The following is a 22,144-nucleotide window of genomic DNA, read 5'->3' on the forward strand; positions in this document are numbered from 1 at the left end:
ACAGGCCGTCCCTCACAGCGTCGGCTGGCGGTTCAGCAGGTCCTCGCCGGGCAACAGCGTATCACCCTCCTCCAGCGCACCGGCGAACTGGCGCCGGAACCGGTCGGGGTCGACCGAGCGGGCGTGTCTGGCTGTCAGGGCGACAATGTCACTGTCATCCGACATCGCGAGCCCCTCTAGGGTTTTGCGGGCCCGGTCGTCGTCGATCCCCCCAAGGACGTGCGCGGCCCACTCGCGGACGCGGTCGCTCGGGTCCGCGGCCAGTTCGAGGGCCTCGTCGAGGATCGCCTCGCCGCGGAGCTTGAACAGGGAGACGAGCGCATTGCGCCGCGCCGCGTGGTGTTCGTCCGAGAGCGCCGACTCCAGCCGGTCAGCGTAGCGTTCCCGGTCGATCCGGTCGAGCGCGACCAGCGCCTCCGCGCGGACCCACGGGTCGTCGTCCTCGACCGACACCTTCAGGGCTACGTTGCCTGCACCGTCGGCCCGAAGTTTCGCCAGCGACTCGACGGCAAACTGGCGGACGTCAGCGTCCTCGTCCGTCAGTGCCACCGACGAGAGCGCCTTTACGACCGCCGGCGATCCGTCGGTCTCGGCGAGGGCGAGCGCGGCGCGGCGGCGGTCTTTCAGCTGTCCATCGGTCAGATCGTCGAGTAGCTCGCGCGCTGAGCCGTCAACCACCGGGCCGGTGTCAGCCGCCGTCAGGTCCTCCGGGTCCATCTCGCCGATGGTCACGTCCCGGCTTACCTCGATATCCGCGAGGCTATCGAGTGTATGGCCGAACCCAGGGCTCTTCGTCGGGTCGAGCTGCGGGTCGGGCTCTTCTTCTATCTCCTCGTACCCAGGGTCCTCCTCGTAAGGGTCGCTCGAACAGCCGCAGGCGTCGCCGCAGCCGCAGTCGTGGTTCGCGTCGCCGTGCTCGTGGTCTTGGCTATGGTCGTGACTCATGTGGAACCTCCGTCAGTTGCGGTAGACTCGTCCGTGCTCGCGTCGTCACTCGTTGGGGGCCGTCCGGCGGTCACAGCCGGTCCGATCGCCGCGAGGAATGCCACGGCGAGGACGGCACCCAGCGCTCGGGGGATCGACGACGGTACGCCCGCCGCGAGCAGAAGGACACCTACGACGGCGGTGTCGGGCGCCGTCTCCAGCACGCCGTACGTTATCGTCGCCGTCAGTCCGCCGAGGGCGACTGCGAGCAGGGCGACCGGCGCGCCGACAACGCTCCCGGCGATCAGCGCGACCGCCCCCGTCGTGAACGGTGCGGCGGCGCTTACCCAGAACGTCCCCACTGCGGCGACACCCCCGACCACCAGCGGGACGGTGCCCGGGCGAATGCCCAGCGGCGTCGCGGCCATCCCGACGAGCACGAGGACGGTACCGGTGGGTCGGAACAGCGCCGGACGGACACCGGCCGCGCCGAACAGCGACAGCGTGACCCCGCCGAGTAGTACCGCGCCGACGACCACGCTGACGGCCGCGCCGTCACTGGGGGCAGAGACATCACGCTCGGCGTCGGCCCCGGCCGCCGCAAGCAGTCCCGCCGTCGCCCGACCGGTGAGCGTGAGCCATCCGCCGGCGATGACGGCACCGACGGCCGGGGACTGGGCGGCAGGCGCTACCGCCGACAGGAGACCGAAGACGCCGGCGATCACGAGTCCGAGACGGCTCCAGCCGTCAGCTGTCACACCGACCGCGAGCACCCCGAGCGCCGGCCCGACGGTCGCGGCAGTCGAGACGAAGTCGAACCACTGCCCCGAGGCGGCCGCCGGGAGGACGATAGGACTGTTCAACGCGACTCGCGTGAGGGTCAGCGACGCCAGTCCAGCGATCGCGACGACAGCTGCAGCCGCCCGGACGCGCCGCCTGCGGACAGGGGGGATGGTTGCCGCGGCGACGGTCGCGGCGTCACTGGCCGCGGTTCGGGCGCGCTCCCGGAGCAGACCGGTCGACCGGCGCATCTCACTCGCCCTCCAGTCGGTCGACCAGTTCCGCCCGCTCGGCCGCCGTGAACTCGTCGATCAGACGGACGAACCGGCCGTAGACGCCGGTGTTCGGTTCGTCGTCGATGCGCTCGCGGACGCCCTCGATCGTCGGTCGAAGGTGGCGGTCAAGCAGATCGAGGCGGGACCGGGCGGCGTCGGCGCCGTCACTCGCGGCCTCCCGGCGACCGAGATACCCCGCGAACTCCAGCTGGAGGCGGAGGTGGTCGTGGTGGTCGCGGTCGTCGGCCGCCGGCCGGACATCGTAGTAGTCGTATGCCCGGGCGAGGTCGAGGTTCACGTCCGTCCACGAGGCCTCGGGTCGGTACGCCGTCTCGTAGAGTGGGACCGGGGGTTCGTCCGTCGAGAGCGTCCCGTCCGTCCGGTCCTCGTACTCCGAGTAGCCGATGACGAACAGGTCGTTGTACCGGGCCGCGAGCGTCTCGTAATCGTCCGTTGTTTGCACGCCTTCGACGGAGACATCGAGTGGCGTCCGCGAGAGCAACTCCTCGAACCGAGCCCGCAGGGCACCTCCGGCGAGCGCGTCGTACAGTTCGTCGGTCGGGTGCTCGACGGCGCTGGCCGACAGTGCGTAGACGGTTCCGCGGGCCGCCGCGTCAGTGTCGAGCATCGACGGGTCGACCGACGGGTCCGCCGGAGGCTCCTCCGCGTCAGTTTCAGTCCGTTCGGTCGTGTCGGGTGCCATCAGGACTCACTCCTCCTGACCGCGATCGCAGTCACCACGACGACCACGGCGATGGCGAGCCCGGCGATCGTCCAGAGGACGGTCCGATACGGCGGTCCAGCCGGTTCCGGTCCGAACGGGAGCGTCTGCCACTCGCTGACGGCCTTCCGGCCCGCGCGCTCGGCGTTGGACCCGTTCCAGACGGCGATCGAGATGGGGACATCCTGGTCGGTCGTCACCGAGACCCGGTCGCGGCGTTCGGCGGTCAGGTTCCGGGCAAATACGACCGACCACCGGCCGTCGCTGTAGGTGGCGTTGGCAGCGATCCGCGTCTCGTTGAACGGCGTCGTCGACCCTGGACCGGCGGCGAGCAACTCCTGGCGACCCATCGCGCCGTTCCACCACCAGACGTTGACCGGCGACTGCGGGCTGCCCATGGCGATGCCGGGCTGCTGGCTGGCATTCGCGGGGAACTGCACGCCAACGGCGTCGCCGTATGAGTTGAGCGTCGGCGTCTCGTACTGTGAGGGCGTGACGTTGCCGTCGCGGGTCGCGTCGGGCCAGGACACCCGGACGAACAGGTACTGGTCCGTGTAGGCCGCCTGGACGTTCGCCCGATCGACCGACGTCTCGTTTGCGTCGGGGACCTGACTGGGCGCGCTCGTCAGCGCGACCGTCGCGACGGACAGCCGGTCCCACACCGGCGCGGCGGGGTTCGCCAACGACTCGGCCTCCGACTGGGTGGCCTGCGCGAGCGGGATTTCGTCGGCCGGGGCGCCCGCGACAAGCAGCGGGACGGCCGCCGCCGCGAGGACGAGCGCGACGGCGACGATCAGTTTCCGCCCGAGGCCTCGCTCCCCCGGCATCAATCATCGAACACCTCCAGAGCGAGCGCTGGCGAGCTCGATTTCGCTCGCTTGCGCTCGCATCAATCGAACACCTCCAGGCGGTACTGCTGGGCCGGGTTGTTCGTCGTGAGCAGGTCCATCAGCTCGCTCTCCTCGCCGCGGCGGACGCGGTCGCGGTGGCGCTCGATCGTATCCAGTGCCTCGTGGACGTCCTCGCCGAACAGCTCCTCCAGCAGCGGCCGCGGGATCCGCTCGACGTCGATGCTCTCGCCGTCCTCGGAGTGCTGGGGCGGCGCGAACGGCGGGATGTAGTAGACGTTCGGCTGGGTGTGGTAGTCAGGATGTAGGCGCAACGCGACGCCGTACTCCTCGACGAGCTTGTAGATGGGACCGTCCTCGTCGTCGAGAAAGCCCACCATGCGCAGCTGGGGCGGACACTCGGTCGCGCAGGCCGGCGGCACGGCCTCGCCGTCGTTGAGGTTGAAGTTCCCCTCCGTCTCGGCGCCCTCGCCTTCGATGCGGGGGTAACAGAAGATGCACTTCTCCGAGCGCTTGCGCATCACGTTGTAGTAGACCTTGTTGTACGGACATCCCTCGACGCAGTAACGGTACCCCCGACAACGCTCCTGATCGACGAGGACGATCCCGTCGTCTTCGCGCTTGTAGATGGCCTTGCGGGGGCAGGCCTCCGCGCAGGCGGGGTGGGTGCAGTGGTTGCAAATTCGCGGGAGGTAGAAGTAGTAGGAATTGGGGTACTCCCCGCCACCCTGGTCCTCGTCCCAGTTGGGACCCCAGTCCGGTTCCTCCCCCTCGGGCCTGAGCGGTTCGTCGCTGCCGTCGTACATTACCTCGGTGTGGTTGAACTCCCACGCCCGACCGTAGTCCTCCTGCGTCGGGAGCGTCCCGTCGCCCTCTTCGTACTCGAGGTGGCCATCGTCCTCGGCCTGCTCGGCGGACTCGTAGCCGCCACCGTCGTCCTGCCAGTTGCGCGGGTACCCCCCGCCCGGCATCGTCTCGACGTTGTTCCAGTACATGTACTCGCGACCACCGGAGTCCGTCCAGAGCTTCTTACAGGCGATAGTACACGTCTGGCAGCCGACGCACTTGTTCAGGTCCATCACCATGGCGACCTGGTGGTCGATGCCCTCCGCGATGTCTATCTGTGCGCCGTTCCCCGCGGTCGTCGTCTGCTGTTGGTCGTCCTGAGAACTCATTGTGACTTCCCTCCGGTCCGATCGTCGACGGCGTCGCCAGGTTTCCGGCCGTCTGCGCCGGGTGACCCGCCGTCCGCCAGTTCGACGTCGAGCGAGCCCGCGGTGTCCGTCGGTGTGGGCTCCGTCTCAGTCGCGGTACCGTCCTCGGTGATCGGTCCCGTCTCGTCGTCGGCGGGCGTCTCCGGAACGACGTTCTCCGTCTCGTCGGGGGCGGCTGTCGCGTCCTGTCCCTCGTCGCCCGAGGCAGCCTCGACCAGTTCGACGTCGACGCGGACGTCGCTGTTGACGCCGGTCGGCCCCCAGTAATTCGGTCGGAACGAGAGGTGCTCACCGGTGTCTTCGGGGTACTGCACCAGCTGCGTCGGTTTCATGTACATCCCGACGAGGGTGTTGAAGTTGCCGCGGCTGGGGAACTGGAAGCGCTCCCACGCGAAGTAGAGCTTCGCCACGCCCGGCTGGGCGCTCGGATAGATCTTGACGCCGACTTCGATCTCGTCGAGGTCGTTGTAGATGCGAACGGTGTCGCCGTCCTCGATGCCGCGCTCCTCCGCGTCGTCGGGGTGCAGGTAGACGATAGGCTCGCCCCGCTGGAGACGCAGCATGTGTTCGTTGTCTCGCCAGGTCGAGTGGATCGACCACCGCCCGTGGGGGGTGTTGTACCGGAGCGGGTACTGTTCGGGCTGCTGCAGCACCTCCGGGTCCTTGAACGTCGGGACCTCCTCGCCGAGTTCGAGGAACCAGTCGTGGTCGATGTAGTACTGCTGGCGGCCCGTGAACGTCGGCCACGGATTCTTCTGCTGGACGTAGCGCTTCCACGGGACGTATGGCTGATCTTCCTCCAGCGGCGAGGTCCAGTGGTCGCCCGCGGCGAGGAAGCGCCGGGGCTGTTCGACCGTGTCGTCGAACGTAATCCGCCCGTCGCCCTCTTCGGGGTTGGTCTCCTCGGAGTGGTCGAGGATGTATTCGCAGGCCGCCCGGTCTTCGACCAGGGCGTTCGGCTCGTCGTCCAGTTGGTTCCTGACGTAGTCGTCGTGGAGCGTCGTAAGGTCGATGTCGCGGTCGAACTCCCGGTCGGAGACCGGTTCGAGGTCCCGCTCGCAGGCGATCTCCTGGATCTTCTCGGCGAGCAGGCGGAAGATCTCCCAGTCGGTCTTGGACCCGCCCAGCGGCTCGATAGCGGGCGTGAACGGGTGCACGTAGCTGTGCATGTCCGTCATGTTCAGGTCGTACTTCTCGTAGTGACTCGCTGCGGGAAGGACGATATCCGAGTATAGCGCCGTCGAGTCCATCCGGAAATTGATGTCGACGATCAGGTCGAGTTTCGGCCAGAGGACGTTCTCGATGGCGATACCGCCCTTGGACTGGTTGAAGTAGTTGCCCCGCCAGCAGAAGAAGACGCTCGGGTCCGGCCGGGCGCCGTCCTCGCGCTCCTTCGGGTAGATCGGCATCCACCCGCGCTCGATGGCCGTCTGGATCCGCTCGCGCGTCTCCGGTTCGATGTTACCGAGGATGTCGCCGTGGTAGTAGGTCCACAGTGTCGTCGGGACGGCACGGACGTTCTCCGTAGGGTACGAGAGCTCTCGCCACCCGTGGTACGTCCAGATCTTCTCCTGGCCGACGTAGTGGTCGAATCCGGTCCCCTGGCGCCCGATGTGCCCCGTGAGCGTGACCAGTAACTGGATGGCGCGGTTGCCGAGGTCGTTGTGGTACCAGTCGTTGACCCCCTTACCGTGGATGATCTTCCCCCGATCCGCCTGGGCGAACTCGCGAGCGATCTCCTGGTGAGTCTCCGCGCCGACGTTCGTGATCTCGTTGATGGCGTCGGGCGTGTACTGCGACAGCTCGTCGACGACGTGCGACCAGACCGTCCTGACCTGCGCGCTCCCGCCGCCGGCGAGATCGACCGACCCCTCGACGGCCAGTTGCGGGTCGAAGTCGAGTTCGATGCTCGCGCTCTCGTCGTGCTGGCCGTCGCGGTTCCCAAGCGAGCCTGGCGCGTTCCGGAGGTCGCCCTGCTGGTCGACCATGACGAACACCTTCCCGGGGTCGCCGTCCGTCGAGAGCGCGGGCACGTCGGCCACCCGCAGGAACTTCCCGGTGTCCTCGCGGACGAGCAGCGGCATGTCGGACTGCTCTTTGAGGTGGGCCTCGTCGTAGAGGTCTTCTTCGACGATCGTACGGGCCATCCCGAGCGCGAGCGCAGCGTCTGTACCAGCCTCCGGCGAGAGCCAGTCATCGCAATGGATCGCCGTCTGAGAGTAGTCGGTGAAGATCCCGACGCGCTTGGTGCCCTTGTATGCTGCCTCGAGGAAGAACTTCGCGTCGGGGATGCGCGTGACGTTGATGTTCGACCCCCACGCGATGATGTAGTCGGCGTTGTACCAGTCGGCGCTCTCGGCGTTGTCCGTCTGGGTGCCCCAGGTGATCGGCTCGCCCGGCGGCAGGTCCGAGTACCAGTCGTAGAAGCTGTGGACGACCCCGCCGATGAGGCTGATGAGCCGTGACCCCGAGGCGAAAGAGATTGGGCTCATCGCCGGGATCGGCGTGAACCCGGAGATGGCGTCGTAGTTGCCCTGCTGGACCTCTTCGATGACTTTTTCGGCGATCTCGGTGAGCGCCTCTTCCCAGCTGATCCGCTCCCACTTCCCCTCGCCGCGTTGTCCGGTGCGTCGAAGCGGGTACTTGATACGCTGCTCGGCGTTGACGTAGTCGGTGTAACAGGCACCCTTCTGGCACCCCCGGGGGTTCGACGAGGGGAGTTCGTCGTTGATCTCCGGGTAGTCGGCGGCCTGCTCCTCACGCCAGACTTGCCCGTTCTTCACGTAAACGTTCCACGAACACGAGCCCGTGCAGTTGACGCCGTGGGTCGAGCGGGCGACGGAGTCCCAGTCCCACTTTTCGCGGTAGAAGTCCTCCCAGTCCCGGTAGGGGTAGTTCCCGATGTAGTCCTCCCCATCGACGCGCTCGATGCCCGAGAGCTGGGTGAACTGGTCGGCCACGCCCGCACCCGAGAGCCCGAGCGCGGTGGAGAGGCCGAGTCCCTTGAGGAAGTCGCGGCGGCCGACGCCGCGGCTCGATTCACCTGCGTCGCCTGCATCGTTCGGACGATTGTCATTCATGGCTCTGAGTCTCCGATGATGACCGTTACCAGTCCCAGCACGGCCCCACAGACGCCGAGTGCAAGACCCGGCGCCGTCGCACCCCCGACCTCCAGCCCCGCCGCGATCAGCCCGAGGCCGGCGAGTTTCGTCGCGACATCGAGCCGTCGGTACGTCCGCTCGTCGACGGCGACCCACCGGTCACTCATCCGCCCCACCTCCGGTCTGTTCAGTGTCTGTGGACGACTCTGGGTCGGACGCGTCCCTCTCGTCCGCTTCGCCATTCTCCGTCTCCGCGGTGGCCCCAGTGTTCACGCTACCTCCGGCCTCCGTGATCGGTTCGCCGCCGTCGGCCGCGGGTTCGGCGCGACCGGCCGTCTCGGACCGGTTCCAGCGTCTGAGGACCAAGTAGGTGATCACGCCGGCGACGGGTGGATACAGGATCAGCGCCGCCAGCAGGACGGCGTTGACGAACCCCGTCGGCTCCTCGATCACCTCCGCGAGGATGTTGTTCATCCCGCCGATGGAGGCGACCATAATGAACGTCACTGCGGTGACGCCGACGGCCGTCTGCCAGGGACGAGTGAGCGGGTCGACGGTGAAGTGCGTCGGCTCCTCGCGGTAGTCGACGAACGGCCAGAGGAAGACCAGACCGAACACGATACCCGGCAGCACTACGCCGCTCACGAACTCGGTCGAGACGTGGACGCCCAGCAGATCGAAACTCATCCACGAGGGTAGCAGCTTCAGGAACCCGAACACCCACATCAGGAACCAGTCTGGCATGATGAGTGTGGGCGTCCCCGCGGGATCGTTGGGGCCATACTGGGCGACGTTGTGGACGGGCAGAAACCCCGCTAGAAGCGAGATAGCCGCCATCGTCAGGAAGAAGACGACGGCGCTCACCGCGGCCTGGTTCGGGAACGCCGGCAGGCCAACGACGTAGGTGTCGTCGCCCCGGTCGATGGTGAGTTCGCCCGCGACGTCGCCGCTTCGCGGCCCCTCGGTGTGCTTCTGGCGTATCAGGATCGCCATATGCACGCCAATGAGTGCCATGATCGCCACCGGGATGAAAAAGACGTGCAAGAAGTAGAACCGCGGTACCGTCGCGCTGGAGGGGTACTGGCCGCCGAAGACGATCTTCGAGAGCAGGTCCCCGAACACCGGCACCGACTTGGCGATACTGTAGCCGATGCCGGTCGCCGTGCTGGCGAACTCGTCGAACGGTAGCGAGTACCCCGTGTAGGCGGCGAAAATCGAGAGCACCGCGAGCCCGCCGCCGACCACCCAGTTCGGCTCCCGCGGGTTGCGGTACGCGCCGGTAAAGAACACGCGCAGGAGGTGCAGACCGATCGAGGCCACGAAGAAGTGGGCGGCCCAGTGGTGCATCCGCCGGAGGAACATCCCGTAGGGGATGTCGTAGGTTATCTGCAACACGCTCACGAACGCGGCGGGCAGTTCCTGGCCCTGGTACTGGGCGACGCTGCCCTCGTAGGTGACGTCGGTCGTGCTCGGCTCGAAGAAGAAGCCGAGGAACACGCCGGTCAAGACGAGGACGCCGAACGAGAACAGCGCCACCTCGCCCAGCAGGAACGAATCCTCCGCAGGGAAGGCCTTCCCGAGGAACTCGCTGCCCTCCTCTAGGTCGAATCGCCGGTCGAACCACTGGTAGAAACGCTCCAGCATGATTGGTCACTCCTGCACCCCGACGGGCGCCTCGAAGTCGCCTCCTGCGACGAGGTAGCCGTCACCGGAGAGCGTGAGCGGGAGCTGTGGGAGAGGGCGCGGTGGCGGCCCGCCGACGACGGTCGCGCCCTGAACGGGGTTGAACTTCCCGAAATGACAGGGGCAGACCATCGTCTGTCCGTCGCGGCCGGACACCATGCAGCCGGCGTGGGTACACACCTTCGAGTAGGCCGCGTAACCCGAGACGGTGTACTCGAGGCGCGTCGGCTCGGCGTACTCTTCTTCGGGATAGCGGACGAGCAGCGTCGGCGCGTCGCCGAGACCGGGTCGTGGCTCGGGGAACACGGTCATGAAGTCGCCCATCTCCAGGCGGTTCTCGCCGATTCGTTCGCCGTCCCCGTCGACCAGGGGCACCCCGTCGGAGTAGATGGGCCCGGTGTACCCGCGCTCAAACACGCGGGACAGCCCGGCCAGCGGGGCGGCCAAGCTGCCGACGGCAGCGAGGCCGCCGACGGTGGCGAGGGCCTTGGCCACGTTCCTGCGATCAAATCGGCCGTTCCCCTCGTCCGCCGTTGATTCCGGTCCACCGTCGGCCAGCAGACCCCGGTAGCCGCCGTCCGCGCCGTCGCAGGGACAGCTCCGGCACCGGTCGGCGGGTGACTCGTCCGCTACCGTTCGCTCTGAATCGGTCGGATTGTCCTTGTCGGTCATCGTCAGTGGTCCCGTTTCTCGGCGACCTCGACGTGTGGCATGAACCACGCGTAGTACGCGACGGTCAACGCGGCCAGCGAGATGAACAGCCCCGCGGCGTAGAGCCCGAAGTACTGGGTCCGCGCGAGCGTGAAATACTCGCCCGTGAACAGCGCCGCGAAGGCGATAGCGAGGATGGTCAGCGCCGCCATGACGACGAGGCCCTCGTCTGACCCGGTTGCGCCGTGGTATTCGACGAGCCATCGCTCGTCCGTCTGGAGCCACGAGAGGCGAGTCCTACCACCGTCCGGGCGCGTATCCGACGCCTCCGCGTCTCGATCTGCGTCGTCCGTCTCTGCGTAACCACCGTCGGAGACGGCGACCGCGGCGTCCGCGTCGGACGGTCTGACGGCGGTGTTCATGAACCGATGCGCACCGACGAGCAGCCCGTACAGCCCGAACAGCGCGACCCAGACGATGACGCCGACCTGGCTCGGTGAGAGCTTGTTCGGCGCGTCGACCGGGCCGTCCAGCGGCCGGATCTCGCTGACGCTCCCGTCGATCGCGATCTCTTCGCTGGCCGGCTCGCCGTGTAGCGCGACGTACCACATCGGGAGCAAGACCACGGCGACGAGAACACCAATCACGACGGTCTCTCGTCTCACACGGCGCCCCCATTGGTGTTTGATATCATTAGTTATGCCACCAGTTGCTTGTCCCCATCTGGGGGAGGGTCAGTACCAACGTCTCGTGAGATTGTATTACGAACTATCGTTGCGATAGCAGGCCACGGGTATACCCACTCCGGCGCGGTCGGGCGAATACTGGCGGGTGATCGACCGTCGGTCAGATCACGAGCAATACTGCCGCAACTTCGCTGTATTGGGCCTGTCTCTGGCGGGATCGAAACCCCGACGAACGAGTCTCTCCGGTGCCCCTTTCCCTACTGAGATTTACTCTTGCCCGTCACCGAATCGATAACGGACCTAATAGGGTGATATCGCCATCTGATCGGGATGGTCAGTGAGGGACGGACCAAGGGTTGAATTTAAGCCGTCGGATTGCTGTTTCTTCGCAGCATCTGTTACCCGACTTCGCGGCCGCATTCATGGCCCCAGTGACCGTCGCCATCCTCTCGGGAATTGTCGGGTTGTTCCTCGTCCAGACGTCGCAGGCGGCCGACGACAGGCTTCGACTCGCCGGCTATAGCGTGACTGGCCTCGTCGTTTCGCGGGTCGGCACGCTCGGACTCGGGACCACCGTCGTGACGGCGGCGTCAGTGCTCGTCGCCGTGCTGGCGTTTACGCCCGAGTCAATTGCCCCGTTCGTCGCCGCGACGCTGCTCGCAGGGCACACTTTCGGCATCTTCGGCGTCGCCGTCGGCATCGTCCTCGGTCGGCTGGGCGGGGTGTACGTGATGTTGTTCTCGCCGATGGTGGACGTCCTCATGTTCCAGACCCCGCTGGCCACGGATGCGCCAGACTGGACGCGGTCGTCACGATCCTCGGCCTTTTGTTCAGAACGCACCCCCGCCGTCTCGAGGTAGACGAAAAGAAGTTCACTTGGTTTATAGTCGCGTTGCTGAGAGTCATCTCACTTAATATCTTCTGGAATACGATTCCAACCCTTTCCCTGTGACACGGACATAGTTGTACACGCCAAACGTCAGAAGATCCGCCTGAAATGGTCGCTTAGCCGGCGTCGTCCGCTATCCCCTCGATATTGTCTTCGACGATGGCTTTCCACGGAATCACTTCGAGCGTTGTCTCGGAACCGATCGCGGTCCCGCCTTGGACATCCTCGACGCGGAGGATTACGTCTTCGGGACTCGCACACCCGCAGTTGACGAACTCCTCCCATTCGTCGCCGACACCGACCGGTCCTGCATGAGCCCACCGAAGGTACCGACGGTACGTGTGTTCGGTCATGTTCTCCCGCAACCACTCGCTGTCGGCGACCCACCAGTCGTCGTCTTCGTCGGGATCTGTCTCTGGTGACCGGAACGAGACAAGGACTCGATCCGCCTGATCCTCAACGGTGGCCGGGTCCGTCGTATTGATGTCGCGTATCTCTGCCGATCCCATCAGTCGTCAGCCTCCGTCGGGATCGTTCCAGTGCTGTCGGTCGACGCCGCTTCCGCTGATTCGAGCCACTCCTCAACGTCCAGGGCGGCCATGCTACCCATACCGGCGGCGGTGACAGCCTGCTGGTACTCGCGGTCCATCACGTCACCGGCCGCAAAGACGCCGTCCGCGGCCGTCGCAGTCGTCGCCCAGGTGTCCCCGGCGGTGGAGGTTTGCACGTACCCGTCGTCATCGAGGTCAACGGGCGTGTCCCGGAGGAAGTCGGTGTTGGGCTCGTGGCCGATGGCGTAAAATACGCCGCCGACGTCGAGCTCCTCGATTTCGACGTCTTCGCCGGCTTCGTACTTCTCGGTAGGGTAGCCGTCTGGGTGGGAGACGAGCGTCGCACCGGTCACGCCTTCCTCCTGAGACCCGTCGATCGCCAGGAGTTCGGTGTTCCAGGCGAACTCGACGCCACCGTGATCGCGAGCGCGGTCGGCCATGATCTCCGAGGCACGGAGTTCGTCACGTCGGTGGACGACGGTCACGGTATCGGCGAACCTCGCGAGGAAGAGGGCTTCTTCCATCGCGCTGTCGCCGCCACCGACGACGAGGACGTCGTCACCGCGGTGGAACGCGCCGTCGCATGTCGCACACGTCGAGAGGCCATACCCCATTAGTTCATCTTCTGCCTCGGCGCCGACCCAGCGAGCGCTTGCTCCCGTCGCGACGATCAGCGCGCGGGTCCGGAGCGACTCACCGGTCGAGAGCGATAGCTTCAGCGGCTGTCCGTCGAACTCTGCAGACTCGATGCTGCCGTGCTGGAACTCGGCGCCGAACTGCTCGGCCTGCTCCTTGCCGCGCTGGATCAGTTCCATGCCGCCAACGCCCTCGGGGAATCCGAGGTAGTTCTCGACATCCGTCGTCAGCGTGAGCTGGCCGCCCGGCTCGTCGCCCTCGAGCACGAGGGGAACGAAGTCAGCCCGTGCCGCATAGACGGCCGCCGAGAGACCGGCGACTCCGGATCCGGCGATGACGAGATCTTGTATGTCCTCAGTCATTCACTCAGTGTACCTCTCGATCAGGGAGCGCAGTTGCTCTTCACCCTGCACCCCGACGATCTCTTCGACCTGCTCGCCGTCGGCGAACAGAATCAGGGTCGGGACGCCACGAACGCCGTAGGCCCTGGCGAGTTGTTGGTTGGCGTCGACGTCGACCTTGGCGACGGTCGCGTCGGTCTCCGCGGCCAGCGTCTCGACGACGGGTTCGAGCATCTGGCACGGGCCACACCAGTCGGCGTAGAAGTCCGTGAGGACGACATCATGCTCGGCGACGACATCGCCAAGCTGGGACTGGCCGTTGACCTGGAGCGGTTCACTCGTAGCGGTGCCAGCGTCGGATGCAGTATCGGTTGCCATCACGAGTACGTAAGCACCGGTGCTAATTAAGGGTTTTGGGTGATATATACAATACTACCCAATACAGTCTGTGACATGGAGACTCAGGTGTCACTGTGCCACAGGAAATCTCCAGATCACCGTCGAAACGGTGAGATCTGAAACAGAGAGAAAAGTTAGCTTTCGGCAGTGGGAGCCGAAGTATCGGACTGTTCGTACTTGTTCTCGAACTCCTGGATGAGCTGGCCCATTTTCGCGTACCAGTCGTTGAGCATCCGCTGCATATCGTCGGCGATCTGCGACGGATCCGTCGGCGAATAGACGTGGTAGTACCCGCCCTGATCGTAGTTGACCTGATCCTTTTCGATGAAGCCCGTCTGGAGAAGCCGCTGGACGGCACGATATGCAGTCGACCGTTCACGGTCGACAGCATCGGCGATTTCGTCGACAGTCAACGGTTCCTCGGCGTCGACGAGCGCCCGGAAGCACTCCTTATCGAGCTCTTTGAGGCCGTGGAAGCACTCGAGTAGCCCCTCGCACTCCATGTCCCGACGGAGCTGTTCAGACATCGAATCTGGCATTGTTATCACGTAACTCTACGCACTAGGCTGTTAAAAGACTTGTGTATAGATTTCACAATCCTGTGAGGACCCATAGTCAAAACGGAGGGGGAACAAAGATCTCGGCCGGACAAAGACTTGTGTGCTACGACGGAAACAGCAGGAGAGCTCGTCAGTCAGCGGTAATGGAATCAGTGTCGGCAGACGTCGTCCGAAGCTCCTGGATGGAGCTGTAGACGACCGCACTACTGACGAGGAGTGCTGCACCCATGATGATGACCAGTGCGACTGTGTCAAGAACGGGCATCTCGATGACACCGCCGATTTTGCGCACGGCGACGGCAATCGCTCCCAGCAGGAGCATCACGCCGAAGTACACCTTGATTTCATCCTCGTCGACGATACTCGTCGCCGCAGCGCCGACCCGGGCCCCGAGGGCGCTTCCTGCAAGCAACGGTGCAACGATCGCGAGATCGACTGCCCCATCGAGTGCATAGAGGAAGCTCCCGATTCCGCCGGAGAATACGATTTCGAACAGGTCGGTCCCGACCGCGATGGGCACGGGTACACCCACAAGGTAGAACAGGGCAGGCATCCGGATGAAGCCGCCACCCACACCGAGGAAGCCGGACAACAGCCCCGTGGCGAACGCGACAGCGAGGATTATCCACAGCGAGACCGCCACGCCGCCGCGAAGCGTCATCATCGGCGGAACCTCGTACGACTGGATCTTTTTCGCGATGTCAGGGATATCTTCCGCGTCTAGTTCACCGTCAACGTCGGCGTCGTGGCTGATGCCGCCGCCGCCATCGTCTTTGAGCGCCTGGCGCGTAACGAACAGGCCGATGCCACCGAGTAGGCCGACGTAGGCAACGCTGACCACGGTATCTGCCAGGCCGAGGTCCTGCAGTAGATGGAGGCCCTGCTTACCGACTTCGATGCCTGCCGTGGTGCCGGCAATCATCAGTACCCCGAGCTTATAGTCGACCTGACCGAGATCTCGGTGTTTAAGCGTCGCGATGACCGACGTTCCGAATACGAAGGCGAGCCCGGACGCGACGGCTACGTCGGTTTTGTATCCCATCACGAGCAGCGCTGGCGTGACGAGGAACGATCCACCCATGCCGAAGAAACCGAACAAGAGGCCGATGAGCAGGCCGAACCCGGTGAACATCACGAGTAGTGATGCAGCGATACCGAAGATCTCCATTACTGGTCACCTCGAATTGCGGCAATGAGCTTCGAGCCGACGACCTTCTCAAGTGCTCCATACCCGACGTAGAGCACAACTGCCTCCAGTAGCACGATTCCGATAACGGTCGCTGCCTGTCCCCATCCGCCCAGCGATTCAACACCGATCATTGTACGCCACCTCTTCTATGACGGCTAGACTTGTCCGTTTCATACTTTTCTATGCAATCCTACGTAACCGACCAGAGTACAAAACGGTTTTGGGATTATCGCACAATACTATATTCGGGTAACCACGGGAGGAGTTCCGATAACGTAGAGAGAACATATACGCCAAGGCAGCTCTGGAGATCCGCTGGTGCAATTCAGACTAACACCACGGACGGCGATAACCTGTTGAGCAAAACCATGTTGTCGGCACACGACTAATACCCGATATGAGGGCCCTGTGCGCGACCGACCTGTCGGCTGCAAGCGAGGCCGCAATAGAGAACGAAACCTGCCTCGAGTGTCTAGGAGGTATCGGCGTCGATACGATCCATCTCGTGACAGTCGTCCCGGCGAACGTCCACTCCGGCATGCCCGGCGTGAATTTCGAGGAGCGACGCCAGCAGGCGCTCGACCAGTATCGGACGGTAATCGAGTCCGCCGGGTTCGACGTCGAGGCCCACATCGTCCGTGGGACCCCCTATCGACGTATCAACGGTATCGCTGAAACCGTCCACGCCGACCTCGCGGTGGTCGGCTCCCGGGGCCAGAGCTCCCTCGAAAATCGTATCATCGGCTCAACCGCCCGCAACCTTGCGCGGACGACCGTCGTTCCGTTACTGGTCAACCGCATCGAGCGGGGGACCGACGACCCCGAGGTTCTCCGAGAACACCTCTTCCAACGGATGCTCTTCGCGACGGACTTCTCCGAACACGCCGACCGGGCGTTCGACGCCTTCTCGTACCTCCGTCATGCGACCGAGGAAGCCACGCTCGTTCACGTGCGTTCGCCGAAAGACGAAGGCGTCGACGCCGATGTCAGCCCACGGGAGCAACTGACCGAGTACGCGAGTACGCTGGAAAACTGGGACATCGAAACACGAATCGAGGTCCGGCACGGCGATCCTGCCGACGAAATCCTCGCCGTCGAAGCAGAAGTAACGCCGTCGACGATCCTCGTCGGTTCGAAGGGACGAAGCCGTATCCGGCGACTCCTGTTGGGTAGCGTTTCAGAGGAGATCGTCGCAGAGGCGACGGGGAACGTCTTCCTCGTTCCCCCGCCCCGGGCAGTCTGAGAGACACCACCAGGGCCCCGATATCACAGAGCGTCGGCAGTTCAAGCCAGTTCTCGGATCGCTTGTGGAGCCCACAAAACGGGGCCGTCACGGAGTCTTCAGTCTTCCGTGACGCCCTTCCCCATTCCGACTCTCGCAGGAGCAGGCGGCTCGTGAGTGCCGAATTCGGGATGAGTCTCCTCCATCCAAACGTACACCACTGCACCTGACGCGAACATCAGGCCGGCAGTCACGTAGAACGCGGCCGCCGCATTCACGAACTCCATCGAGAGTCCTATCAGGACCGCGCCGACAGCGTAGCCGGAGTCACGCCACATCCGGTAGACGCCCATGCCCGCCGAGCGCCAGGTCGGGTGGGCCGCATCGCTCGGGACTGTCATCAGGTTCGGGTACAGCAGCGCCATCCCCAGCCCGGAGACGCCAGCCAGCACGGCCCACGAGACGTAGCTATCGACGAGCACCATCCCGAGGACGCCCGCGCCGGCGAGGAACATTCCTGCGATGACTGGCGGGCGGCGACCGATGTGGTCCGCTAGCCCGCCGGTCGCGATCTGGAGGAAGTACATCGCACTGTGGACACCGACGACTACCCCGACCGCTGCGATGCCCAGCCCCTGGCTTGTCAGGTACAGCGGGACGGCGATCCAGAACAGCGTGTCCACGAAGTTCTCGATGTGGCCGGCCTGCGCCGCCGCGAACAGCGTCCGATCGCCGTACGTCGCGCGCTTCAGCACCTCGTCGAACGGCAGATTCGCGTCGTGGTGGTCGTCGTCACTCTCGGCTTGGGCGTACTGGACGGTCTCCTTGATTAGGAAGATGGAGATGAGGAACGCCAGCACGACGACCACGGCGAGGAAGTAGAACGGCTCGGGCCGCAGACTCCACTGGCCGGCGATGGCACCCGTGATCCAGGCGCCGACGGCGACGCCAGTGTAGCCGAACGCCTCGTCGATACCGACCGCGAGTCCGCGCTGGTCGGGGCCCGCGAGGTCGATCTTCGCGTTGATCGCCATGCTCCAGGTCAACGCCTGGTTGATCCCCAGCAGGACGTTCCCCACTGTGATCCAGCCCCAGCTCGGGGCGAAGATGAGGATGACCGGTAGGGGGAGCGCCGTCGCCCACCCGGCGATGAGGACGGGTTTGCGACCGTATTCCTCACCCCACTTGCCGGCGTAGAGATTGAGGATCGACTTCACGACGCCGAAGGAGACGACGACCGAGCCGATTACGAGGAACGACTCGACGCCGAGGACGTCCTCCCCCAGTACGGGAACGACGGTCCGCTCAGACCCGATGGTCAGTCCAGTCGCGAACACGAGCAGGACGTGCAGCGAGAACTGCCCGAGGTGCTCGCGGATCCCCTGTCTGAGTTCAGTCGTCGTACTCATGGATTACTCGGCCGCACAGTTGTTCGGGCCCAGTTCTAGTTCCGCCAGTTCGTCCGCAGGGACGGACTCCTGGCCAACGTTCGTCCGCTTGACGCGTTCGAAGTTCGGCGGGTGGTCCGGGATGTCCGACGCGAGTTCCTCGACGAACGCTTCCCGGTCACGGCCGAGGTCGTCGTTCCGTTCTCTGACCTCTGCGAGCGTGGCGGCCACCGGCGGTTCAGGCGAACCCGGGTCGTGCGCCGGCAGGACCAGCGCGTCGTCAGGGCGGTCCAGTAGCCGCTGGAGGCTCTCGTACAGCGTCGCAGCGTTCCCCTCGACATCGAAGGAGACGCTTCCCTCGCTGTGGCCGGGCGTGTGGACGACCTCGATGTCGAGGCTCTCGACCGTCACAGTCTGTCCATCCTCGACCGGCGTCGCGTCGAGCGCGAGCGCATCCTTCTGGTGGAGATAGTACGGAACGTCGTGGCGGTCAGCGAGGTCTGCCGCACCCGAGACGTGGTCCGCGTGGGCGTGCGTGTCAAAGACAGCGACGAGCTCGGCGTCGTACTCGTCGAGGACAGTATCGTACTCGTCGAGATAGTGTGACGGGTCGAAGACGACGGCTTCGCTGTCCGAGACGAGGACGTGCGAGAGACAGCCTTTCCCTGGACGGGCGACTTGCACGAGGGTCCCATCGACGTCTACGGGGACTTCCGCGTGCCGGTGGACGCGGCTCCAGCCGTTCATCCCGTCCGTCAGCGTCACCGCGTCGTACCCCAACTCTTGGAGGACTTCTGTCGCAGTCTGGGAGACGACGCCTGCCGCACAGACAGTAACGATTTGTTCGTCACTGGGCAGGTCGGAGAGCGGTTCGATGGCCTGTTCCGGGTCGTCAGTCAATTCGTCATAGACATCGACGTTACGGCTGCCCGGGATGTGCCACTCTTCGAAGTCCGCTTGGTGGCGAATATCGAGGACAAGTGGCCCGTCATTATCATCCTGTAACTGTTCACCGAGTTCCTCGGGCGATATCTCCTGCATCGGTAGTCCAGGATAGCAGGTATATTTGCATATGGGTACTGCCGGACATGACCGGCACTGATAATTGCATCGAGTTCGAAACCATTCGTATGGGACTGTACGAGGCGTCAATTCGGGTCAAACACGAATGCCCGTACCGGAGGATATCGGAGCGATACCCGGATCTGACGATCCGCGAGTGGCCGTTGAGCGACTGCCAAGTGCTCGAAATCACGACGGAGACGACGCCGACCGACGAACTACTCGACGAGATCAACGAGATCGGCACCGTACTGTACGAATCGGCGGACGACGACGGGTATCACGTCGTCACCCAGTCCTGTCTTTGCTCGCTCGAAGACTCCGTCATCGACCGCTTCGAGGACCACAACTGCCTGTATCAATCACCGACCATCTACCGCCAGGGCTGGGAGCACTACACGGTCGTCGCGTTCGACAGCGAGGACGTGCGTGAACTACTCGAATCGCTTCGGTCCGACAGAGAGATCGAACTCCTCTCTAAGACGTCGATATCGGAGACACAGATTCCGCATAGTATGCTGGCGCCGGCGAATCAGTTGTTCGAGGACATCACTGACCGGCAGTTAGCTGCCCTCCAGCTCGCCCTCGAAAGCGGCTACTACGAACAGCCTCGGAAGACGTCCCTCCGTGACCTCGCCGAACAAACTGCCGTCGCTCGCTCGACGTACGAAGAACACCTCCGGAAGGCAGAAAACAAACTGCTCACGAACGCGGGCCAGTTCCTGCGACTTGTCACCGCCACCTCGACGACCGACCCACTGGGCGTCGGGAACGGTCGACGAACCGAACAGGCCGCCGACTAACGCTATCAGCAACGGCTACAACAGAAGCGCTCCAGCGGCATACGCGACCGCGAACGAGAGGATAAACGACCCTGCCCACGCCCCGACTGTCAGGAGAATCTTTCTGGCATCCACCGCTTCCCGACCGCCGACGGCGGCGCCACTCCCGATGATGGCACTGACGACGATCTCGTTGAACGAGACCGGGACGCCAAGTAACACGGCCAGCTGTGCGATCAGGAAAGACGGCACGAGCGCCGAGATGGAGCGCCGCGGCCCCAGCGACGAGTAGTCCTGGGCGAGCGACTTGATCATCCGCGGCGCACCCGTCCACGAACCCACGAGCATTCCGAGGCCGCCGCCGACAAGCACGGCGAACGTCGAAACCATTCCCACCTCGTCGAGCAGCGGGAGCAGCGGTCCGACGGCGAGCCCGACCTGGCTGCCGCCCGCGGAGAACGCCACGAGCGACCCGAGCGCCAGCAGCACGCGCCGCAGGCCGCCACGCTCGTCCCGACTGATGTCCCACCAGACGACGGCCGCGACGGCTAGCGCCGCGAAGCCGGTTATCCCGACCGCCGAGGCGACCCCCTCGACTGCCAGCATCTGCTGTCCGACACCGCGGACGGTTCCTGCCGCGCTCCCCTCGCCGAGAAAGCTAAACTGAACGTTCACGAGGACGGCGCCGACGAGGCCGGCGAGGATGGGAATACTGTACCGTTCGGGGACGTCGGGACGCGGGAGGAGGCTCGCGATGGTGAACGCGATGCCGCCGCCGACGAACGGCGTCAGCACCCAAACGGCGGCGATTTGCTGGTACTTCGACCAGACCGGCGTCCCGCCGAGTGCGAGGCCGACGCCGATGACGGCACCGGTCACGGTGAACGCAGTCGCGATCGGATAGCCGGTCGTGATGCCGATCGCCATCAGCCCGGCACCTAACACGAGCACGAGGATGACCCCGGCGACGGGCAGGCTGATGCCGCCGACGAGGCCGCTTCCGATGGCTTCCGAGACGTTGCCGCCCTGAGTAACGGCACCGACGAGGCCGAACATGCCGACGAGGAACGCAGCCCGCATCGTCCCAATAGCGTTCGCACCGACAGCAGGGGCATACGGAGTTGCGCCGCTCGACCCGGCGCCGATGACCCACGCCATGAACAGGCTGGCGAGCGCTGCACCGGCGAAGAGGGCGATGAGAGCGGGGTCCATAGAACTGGGTTAGTCTGCGCCCGTTACGGCGGTGTCACGTGCTTGGCTGCGGCTCCGCCAGTAGCCCTGGGCGTACGCGCCAAGGAACATCCCGGCGAGCGCCCAGAGGATCGTGATGTTGCCGACACCGAGGCTCGCGTACGCGGCGCCCGGACAGATACCGGAGAGTCCCCAGCCAACACCGAAGACGGCGCCACCGACCAGGACGTTCCGGTCGAACGGCTTCAGGCGCCGCTCGTAGGGGTCGCCCGTGAGGGGTGCCGCGTCCCGAATCCGTGGCAGCAGGGCGAACGCGATGCCGGAGACGATGGCGGCCCCGAACATTACGAACAGGAGTCCGAGGTCGTCGAACTGGAGGAAATTCAGCACGACTTCCGGGCGGGCCATGTGGCTGAACCCGAGCCCGAACCCGAACACGATGCCGCCGACGAAGATCAGCGGCTTAAACAGCGGATGTCTATCCGCCATTACGGGCTCACCCCCAACGCGGCGACGACCTGTGCGGTCCCGATGGCGACGGTCAGGAACGTCAGTACGCCGACCAGCGACGTCTTCGACGCCGAACCGACGCCGCAGACGCCGTGCCCGGACGTACAGCCCTTTCCAATCCGGGTCCCGATGCCGACCAGGATGCCGCCGACGAACAGTCGCCACGGTTGGACGTCGGTCGTCCAGAGCGTCACCCCGGCGACCTCGTACAGCTGGCCGGTCGTCCCGGGTTCGTACAGCGAACTCGTGACCAGCCCGGACTGGAACGTCGCCGCGAACGCCAGCCCGCCGAGGATGATGCCGGCCGTGAACACGAGCCGCCAGTCACGCGAGCCGACGTACTGCTGGAAGCGGGACTGGTCGGAGACGTACGACAGCGTCGACTCTAGGAACGTACTCGCCCCGGCCGCGATCCCCGTCCCGACGTATATCAGGACGGTCCCGAGCCCGACGAGCAGTCCGCCGACGGCGTACCGACTAACCCCGTTCGGGAACAGGTCGGTAACCGTCTGGAGCAGTACTGGGTCAGTGACCATCGGCG

24 protein-coding genes and 1 pseudogene are annotated in these 22,144 nt (G+C 64.9%); 4 read left to right on the forward strand and 21 right to left on the reverse strand.

Going from position 1 to position 22,144, the window contains the following annotated elements:
- Window positions 1–12 precede the first annotated feature (12 nt).
- The 10 genes from PSC72_RS08325 to PSC72_RS08370 all read right to left on the reverse strand — a co-directional run bounded on the left by PSC72_RS08325 (window position 13) and on the right by PSC72_RS08370 (window position 10,862).
- On the reverse strand, window positions 13–945 hold the full coding sequence (locus tag PSC72_RS08325; protein WP_274325416.1) for a HEAT repeat domain-containing protein: 933 nt from the start codon (window positions 943–945) through the stop codon (window positions 13–15).
- The gene (locus PSC72_RS08330; RefSeq protein WP_274325417.1) at window positions 942–1,955 is read right to left on the reverse strand and encodes a phosphate ABC transporter permease; all 1,014 of its coding nucleotides are present in this window, start codon (window positions 1,953–1,955) and stop codon (window positions 942–944) included. The genes PSC72_RS08325 and PSC72_RS08330 overlap by 4 nt, the downstream gene beginning before the upstream one ends.
- A gap of 1 nt (window position 1,956) precedes the next feature.
- The gene (locus PSC72_RS08335) at window positions 1,957–2,682 is read right to left on the reverse strand and encodes a molecular chaperone TorD family protein (protein WP_382261478.1); all 726 of its coding nucleotides are present in this window, start codon (window positions 2,680–2,682) and stop codon (window positions 1,957–1,959) included.
- Window positions 2,682–3,527 carry an ethylbenzene dehydrogenase-related protein gene (locus PSC72_RS08340; protein WP_274325418.1) on the reverse strand — a complete coding sequence of 282 codons (846 nt, stop codon included), beginning with the start codon at window positions 3,525–3,527 and terminating at the stop codon, window positions 2,682–2,684. The genes PSC72_RS08335 and PSC72_RS08340 overlap by 1 nt, the downstream gene beginning before the upstream one ends.
- Window positions 3,528–3,589: 62 nt before the next feature.
- Window positions 3,590–4,723 carry a nitrate reductase subunit beta gene (gene narH / locus PSC72_RS08345; RefSeq protein ID WP_274325419.1) on the reverse strand — a complete coding sequence of 378 codons (1,134 nt, stop codon included), beginning with the start codon at window positions 4,721–4,723 and terminating at the stop codon, window positions 3,590–3,592.
- Complete coding sequence (gene narG, locus PSC72_RS08350) at window positions 4,720–7,842, reverse strand: nitrate reductase subunit alpha (protein ID WP_274325420.1); 3,123 nt, start codon at window positions 7,840–7,842, stop codon at window positions 4,720–4,722. Before narG ends, narH begins: the two co-directional genes overlap by 4 nt.
- Window positions 7,839–8,030 (reverse strand): hypothetical protein, encoded by a 192-nt coding sequence (locus PSC72_RS08355; RefSeq protein ID WP_274325421.1) that lies wholly within the window; start codon window positions 8,028–8,030, stop codon window positions 7,839–7,841. Before PSC72_RS08355 ends, narG begins: the two co-directional genes overlap by 4 nt.
- Entirely contained in the window at window positions 8,023–9,507 is a 1,485-nt protein-coding gene (locus PSC72_RS08360; RefSeq protein ID WP_274325422.1) for a cytochrome b, read from the reverse strand. Before PSC72_RS08360 ends, PSC72_RS08355 begins: the two co-directional genes overlap by 8 nt.
- A gap of 6 nt (window positions 9,508–9,513) precedes the next feature.
- Window positions 9,514–10,218, reverse strand: a complete 705-nt coding sequence (locus tag PSC72_RS08365) for a QcrA and Rieske domain-containing protein (RefSeq protein WP_274325423.1) — start codon at window positions 10,216–10,218, stop codon at window positions 9,514–9,516.
- A 2-nt stretch (window positions 10,219–10,220) separates the two neighbouring features.
- The gene (locus PSC72_RS08370) at window positions 10,221–10,862 is read right to left on the reverse strand and encodes a hypothetical protein (protein WP_274325424.1); all 642 of its coding nucleotides are present in this window, start codon (window positions 10,860–10,862) and stop codon (window positions 10,221–10,223) included.
- 452 nt (window positions 10,863–11,314) lie between these two features.
- Between PSC72_RS08370 and PSC72_RS08375 the strand changes: the two genes are divergently transcribed.
- Window positions 11,315–11,743 carry a hypothetical protein gene (locus tag PSC72_RS08375; RefSeq protein WP_274325425.1) on the forward strand — a complete coding sequence of 143 codons (429 nt, stop codon included), beginning with the start codon at window positions 11,315–11,317 and terminating at the stop codon, window positions 11,741–11,743.
- Window positions 11,686–11,835 (forward strand): annotated as a pseudogene (locus PSC72_RS25595) (sulfite exporter TauE/SafE family protein); the annotation flags it as partial. The gene PSC72_RS08375 and the pseudogene PSC72_RS25595, both read left to right, overlap by 58 nt.
- Before the next feature lie 53 nt (window positions 11,836–11,888).
- Here PSC72_RS25595 and PSC72_RS08380 read toward each other — a convergent pair.
- The 6 genes from PSC72_RS08380 to PSC72_RS08405 all read right to left on the reverse strand — a co-directional run bounded on the left by PSC72_RS08380 (window position 11,889) and on the right by PSC72_RS08405 (window position 15,579).
- On the reverse strand, window positions 11,889–12,281 hold the full coding sequence (locus tag PSC72_RS08380) for a hypothetical protein (RefSeq protein ID WP_274325426.1): 393 nt from the start codon (window positions 12,279–12,281) through the stop codon (window positions 11,889–11,891).
- A complete protein-coding gene (locus PSC72_RS08385; RefSeq protein ID WP_274325427.1) occupies window positions 12,281–13,321 on the reverse strand; it encodes an NAD(P)/FAD-dependent oxidoreductase in 1,041 nt (346 codons plus the stop codon). Before PSC72_RS08385 ends, PSC72_RS08380 begins: the two co-directional genes overlap by 1 nt.
- The gene (gene trxA / locus PSC72_RS08390) at window positions 13,322–13,678 is read right to left on the reverse strand and encodes a thioredoxin (RefSeq protein ID WP_274325428.1); all 357 of its coding nucleotides are present in this window, start codon (window positions 13,676–13,678) and stop codon (window positions 13,322–13,324) included.
- Between the two features lie 155 nt (window positions 13,679–13,833).
- Window positions 13,834–14,238, reverse strand: coding sequence for a helix-turn-helix domain-containing protein (locus PSC72_RS08395; protein ID WP_274325429.1), 405 nt, complete (start codon window positions 14,236–14,238; stop codon window positions 13,834–13,836).
- A gap of 151 nt (window positions 14,239–14,389) precedes the next feature.
- Window positions 14,390–15,427: a sulfite exporter TauE/SafE family protein gene (locus PSC72_RS08400; protein ID WP_274325430.1), complete on the reverse strand. Its 1,038-nt coding sequence runs from the start codon at window positions 15,425–15,427 to the stop codon at window positions 14,390–14,392.
- A complete protein-coding gene (locus PSC72_RS08405) occupies window positions 15,427–15,579 on the reverse strand; it encodes a DUF7512 family protein (protein ID WP_274325431.1) in 153 nt (50 codons plus the stop codon). The genes PSC72_RS08400 and PSC72_RS08405 overlap by 1 nt, the downstream gene beginning before the upstream one ends.
- A gap of 266 nt (window positions 15,580–15,845) precedes the next feature.
- On the opposite strand from PSC72_RS08405, the gene PSC72_RS08410 reads away from it, so the two are divergent.
- Window positions 15,846–16,691: a universal stress protein gene (locus tag PSC72_RS08410; RefSeq protein WP_274325432.1), complete on the forward strand. Its 846-nt coding sequence runs from the start codon at window positions 15,846–15,848 to the stop codon at window positions 16,689–16,691.
- A 98-nt stretch (window positions 16,692–16,789) separates the two neighbouring features.
- Here PSC72_RS08410 and PSC72_RS08415 read toward each other — a convergent pair whose 3' ends face one another.
- Both PSC72_RS08415 and PSC72_RS08420 read right to left on the reverse strand, forming a co-directional pair.
- On the reverse strand, window positions 16,790–18,079 hold the full coding sequence (locus tag PSC72_RS08415; RefSeq protein WP_274325433.1) for an MFS transporter: 1,290 nt from the start codon (window positions 18,077–18,079) through the stop codon (window positions 16,790–16,792).
- Between the two features lie 3 nt (window positions 18,080–18,082).
- Window positions 18,083–19,099, reverse strand: coding sequence for an MBL fold metallo-hydrolase (locus tag PSC72_RS08420; protein WP_274325434.1), 1,017 nt, complete (start codon window positions 19,097–19,099; stop codon window positions 18,083–18,085).
- Window positions 19,100–19,188: 89 nt separating this feature from the next.
- On the opposite strand from PSC72_RS08420, the gene PSC72_RS08425 reads away from it, so the two are divergent.
- The gene (locus PSC72_RS08425; RefSeq protein ID WP_274325435.1) at window positions 19,189–19,923 is read left to right on the forward strand and encodes a helix-turn-helix domain-containing protein; all 735 of its coding nucleotides are present in this window, start codon (window positions 19,189–19,191) and stop codon (window positions 19,921–19,923) included.
- Between the two features lie 15 nt (window positions 19,924–19,938).
- Here the strand turns inward: PSC72_RS08425 and PSC72_RS08430 are convergent, their stop codons facing one another.
- From PSC72_RS08430 to PSC72_RS08440, 3 genes are read right to left on the reverse strand one after another with little or no spacing between them, the layout of a single operon-like run.
- A complete protein-coding gene (locus tag PSC72_RS08430; protein WP_274325436.1) occupies window positions 19,939–21,114 on the reverse strand; it encodes an inorganic phosphate transporter in 1,176 nt (391 codons plus the stop codon).
- A gap of 9 nt (window positions 21,115–21,123) precedes the next feature.
- A complete protein-coding gene (locus PSC72_RS08435; protein WP_274325437.1) occupies window positions 21,124–21,582 on the reverse strand; it encodes a YeeE/YedE family protein in 459 nt (152 codons plus the stop codon).
- A complete protein-coding gene (locus PSC72_RS08440) occupies window positions 21,582–22,139 on the reverse strand; it encodes a YeeE/YedE family protein (RefSeq protein WP_274325438.1) in 558 nt (185 codons plus the stop codon). Before PSC72_RS08440 ends, PSC72_RS08435 begins: the two co-directional genes overlap by 1 nt.
- Window positions 22,140–22,144 lie beyond the last annotated feature (5 nt).

It is taken from the genome of Halosimplex aquaticum, assembly GCF_028747785.1.
GTDB classification, from domain to species: domain Archaea; phylum Halobacteriota; class Halobacteria; order Halobacteriales; family Haloarculaceae; genus Halosimplex; species Halosimplex aquaticum.

Coding starts and splice junctions, on each gene's coding strand:
- PSC72_RS08325 (WP_274325416.1), bottom strand. CDS start 945: ATGAGTCACGACCATAGCCAAGACCACGAGCACGGCGACGCGAACCAC.
- PSC72_RS08330 (WP_274325417.1), bottom strand. CDS start 1,955: ATGCGCCGGTCGACCGGTCTGCTCCGGGAGCGCGCCCGAACCGCGGCC.
- PSC72_RS08335 (WP_382261478.1), bottom strand. CDS start 2,682: ATGGCACCCGACACGACCGAACGGACTGAAACTGACGCGGAGGAGCCT.
- PSC72_RS08340 (WP_274325418.1), bottom strand. CDS start 3,527: ATGCCGGGGGAGCGAGGCCTCGGGCGGAAACTGATCGTCGCCGTCGCG.
- narH (WP_274325419.1), bottom strand. CDS start 4,723: ATGAGTTCTCAGGACGACCAACAGCAGACGACGACCGCGGGGAACGGC.
- narG (WP_274325420.1), bottom strand. CDS start 7,842: ATGAATGACAATCGTCCGAACGATGCAGGCGACGCAGGTGAATCGAGC.
- PSC72_RS08355 (WP_274325421.1), bottom strand. CDS start 8,030: ATGAGTGACCGGTGGGTCGCCGTCGACGAGCGGACGTACCGACGGCTC.
- PSC72_RS08360 (WP_274325422.1), bottom strand. CDS start 9,507: ATGCTGGAGCGTTTCTACCAGTGGTTCGACCGGCGATTCGACCTAGAG.
- PSC72_RS08365 (WP_274325423.1), bottom strand. CDS start 10,218: ATGACCGACAAGGACAATCCGACCGATTCAGAGCGAACGGTAGCGGAC.
- PSC72_RS08380 (WP_274325426.1), bottom strand. CDS start 12,281: ATGGGATCGGCAGAGATACGCGACATCAATACGACGGACCCGGCCACC.
- PSC72_RS08385 (WP_274325427.1), bottom strand. CDS start 13,321: ATGACTGAGGACATACAAGATCTCGTCATCGCCGGATCCGGAGTCGCC.
- trxA (WP_274325428.1), bottom strand. CDS start 13,678: ATGGCAACCGATACTGCATCCGACGCTGGCACCGCTACGAGTGAACCG.
- PSC72_RS08395 (WP_274325429.1), bottom strand. CDS start 14,238: ATGCCAGATTCGATGTCTGAACAGCTCCGTCGGGACATGGAGTGCGAG.
- PSC72_RS08400 (WP_274325430.1), bottom strand. CDS start 15,427: ATGGAGATCTTCGGTATCGCTGCATCACTACTCGTGATGTTCACCGGG.
- PSC72_RS08405 (WP_274325431.1), bottom strand. CDS start 15,579: ATGATCGGTGTTGAATCGCTGGGCGGATGGGGACAGGCAGCGACCGTT.
- PSC72_RS08410 (WP_274325432.1), top strand. CDS start 15,846: ATGAGGGCCCTGTGCGCGACCGACCTGTCGGCTGCAAGCGAGGCCGCA.
- PSC72_RS08415 (WP_274325433.1), bottom strand. CDS start 18,079: ATGAGTACGACGACTGAACTCAGACAGGGGATCCGCGAGCACCTCGGG.
- PSC72_RS08420 (WP_274325434.1), bottom strand. CDS start 19,099: ATGCAGGAGATATCGCCCGAGGAACTCGGTGAACAGTTACAGGATGAT.
- PSC72_RS08425 (WP_274325435.1), top strand. CDS start 19,189: ATGGGACTGTACGAGGCGTCAATTCGGGTCAAACACGAATGCCCGTAC.
- PSC72_RS08430 (WP_274325436.1), bottom strand. CDS start 21,114: ATGGACCCCGCTCTCATCGCCCTCTTCGCCGGTGCAGCGCTCGCCAGC.
- PSC72_RS08435 (WP_274325437.1), bottom strand. CDS start 21,582: ATGGCGGATAGACATCCGCTGTTTAAGCCGCTGATCTTCGTCGGCGGC.
- PSC72_RS08440 (WP_274325438.1), bottom strand. CDS start 22,139: ATGGTCACTGACCCAGTACTGCTCCAGACGGTTACCGACCTGTTCCCG.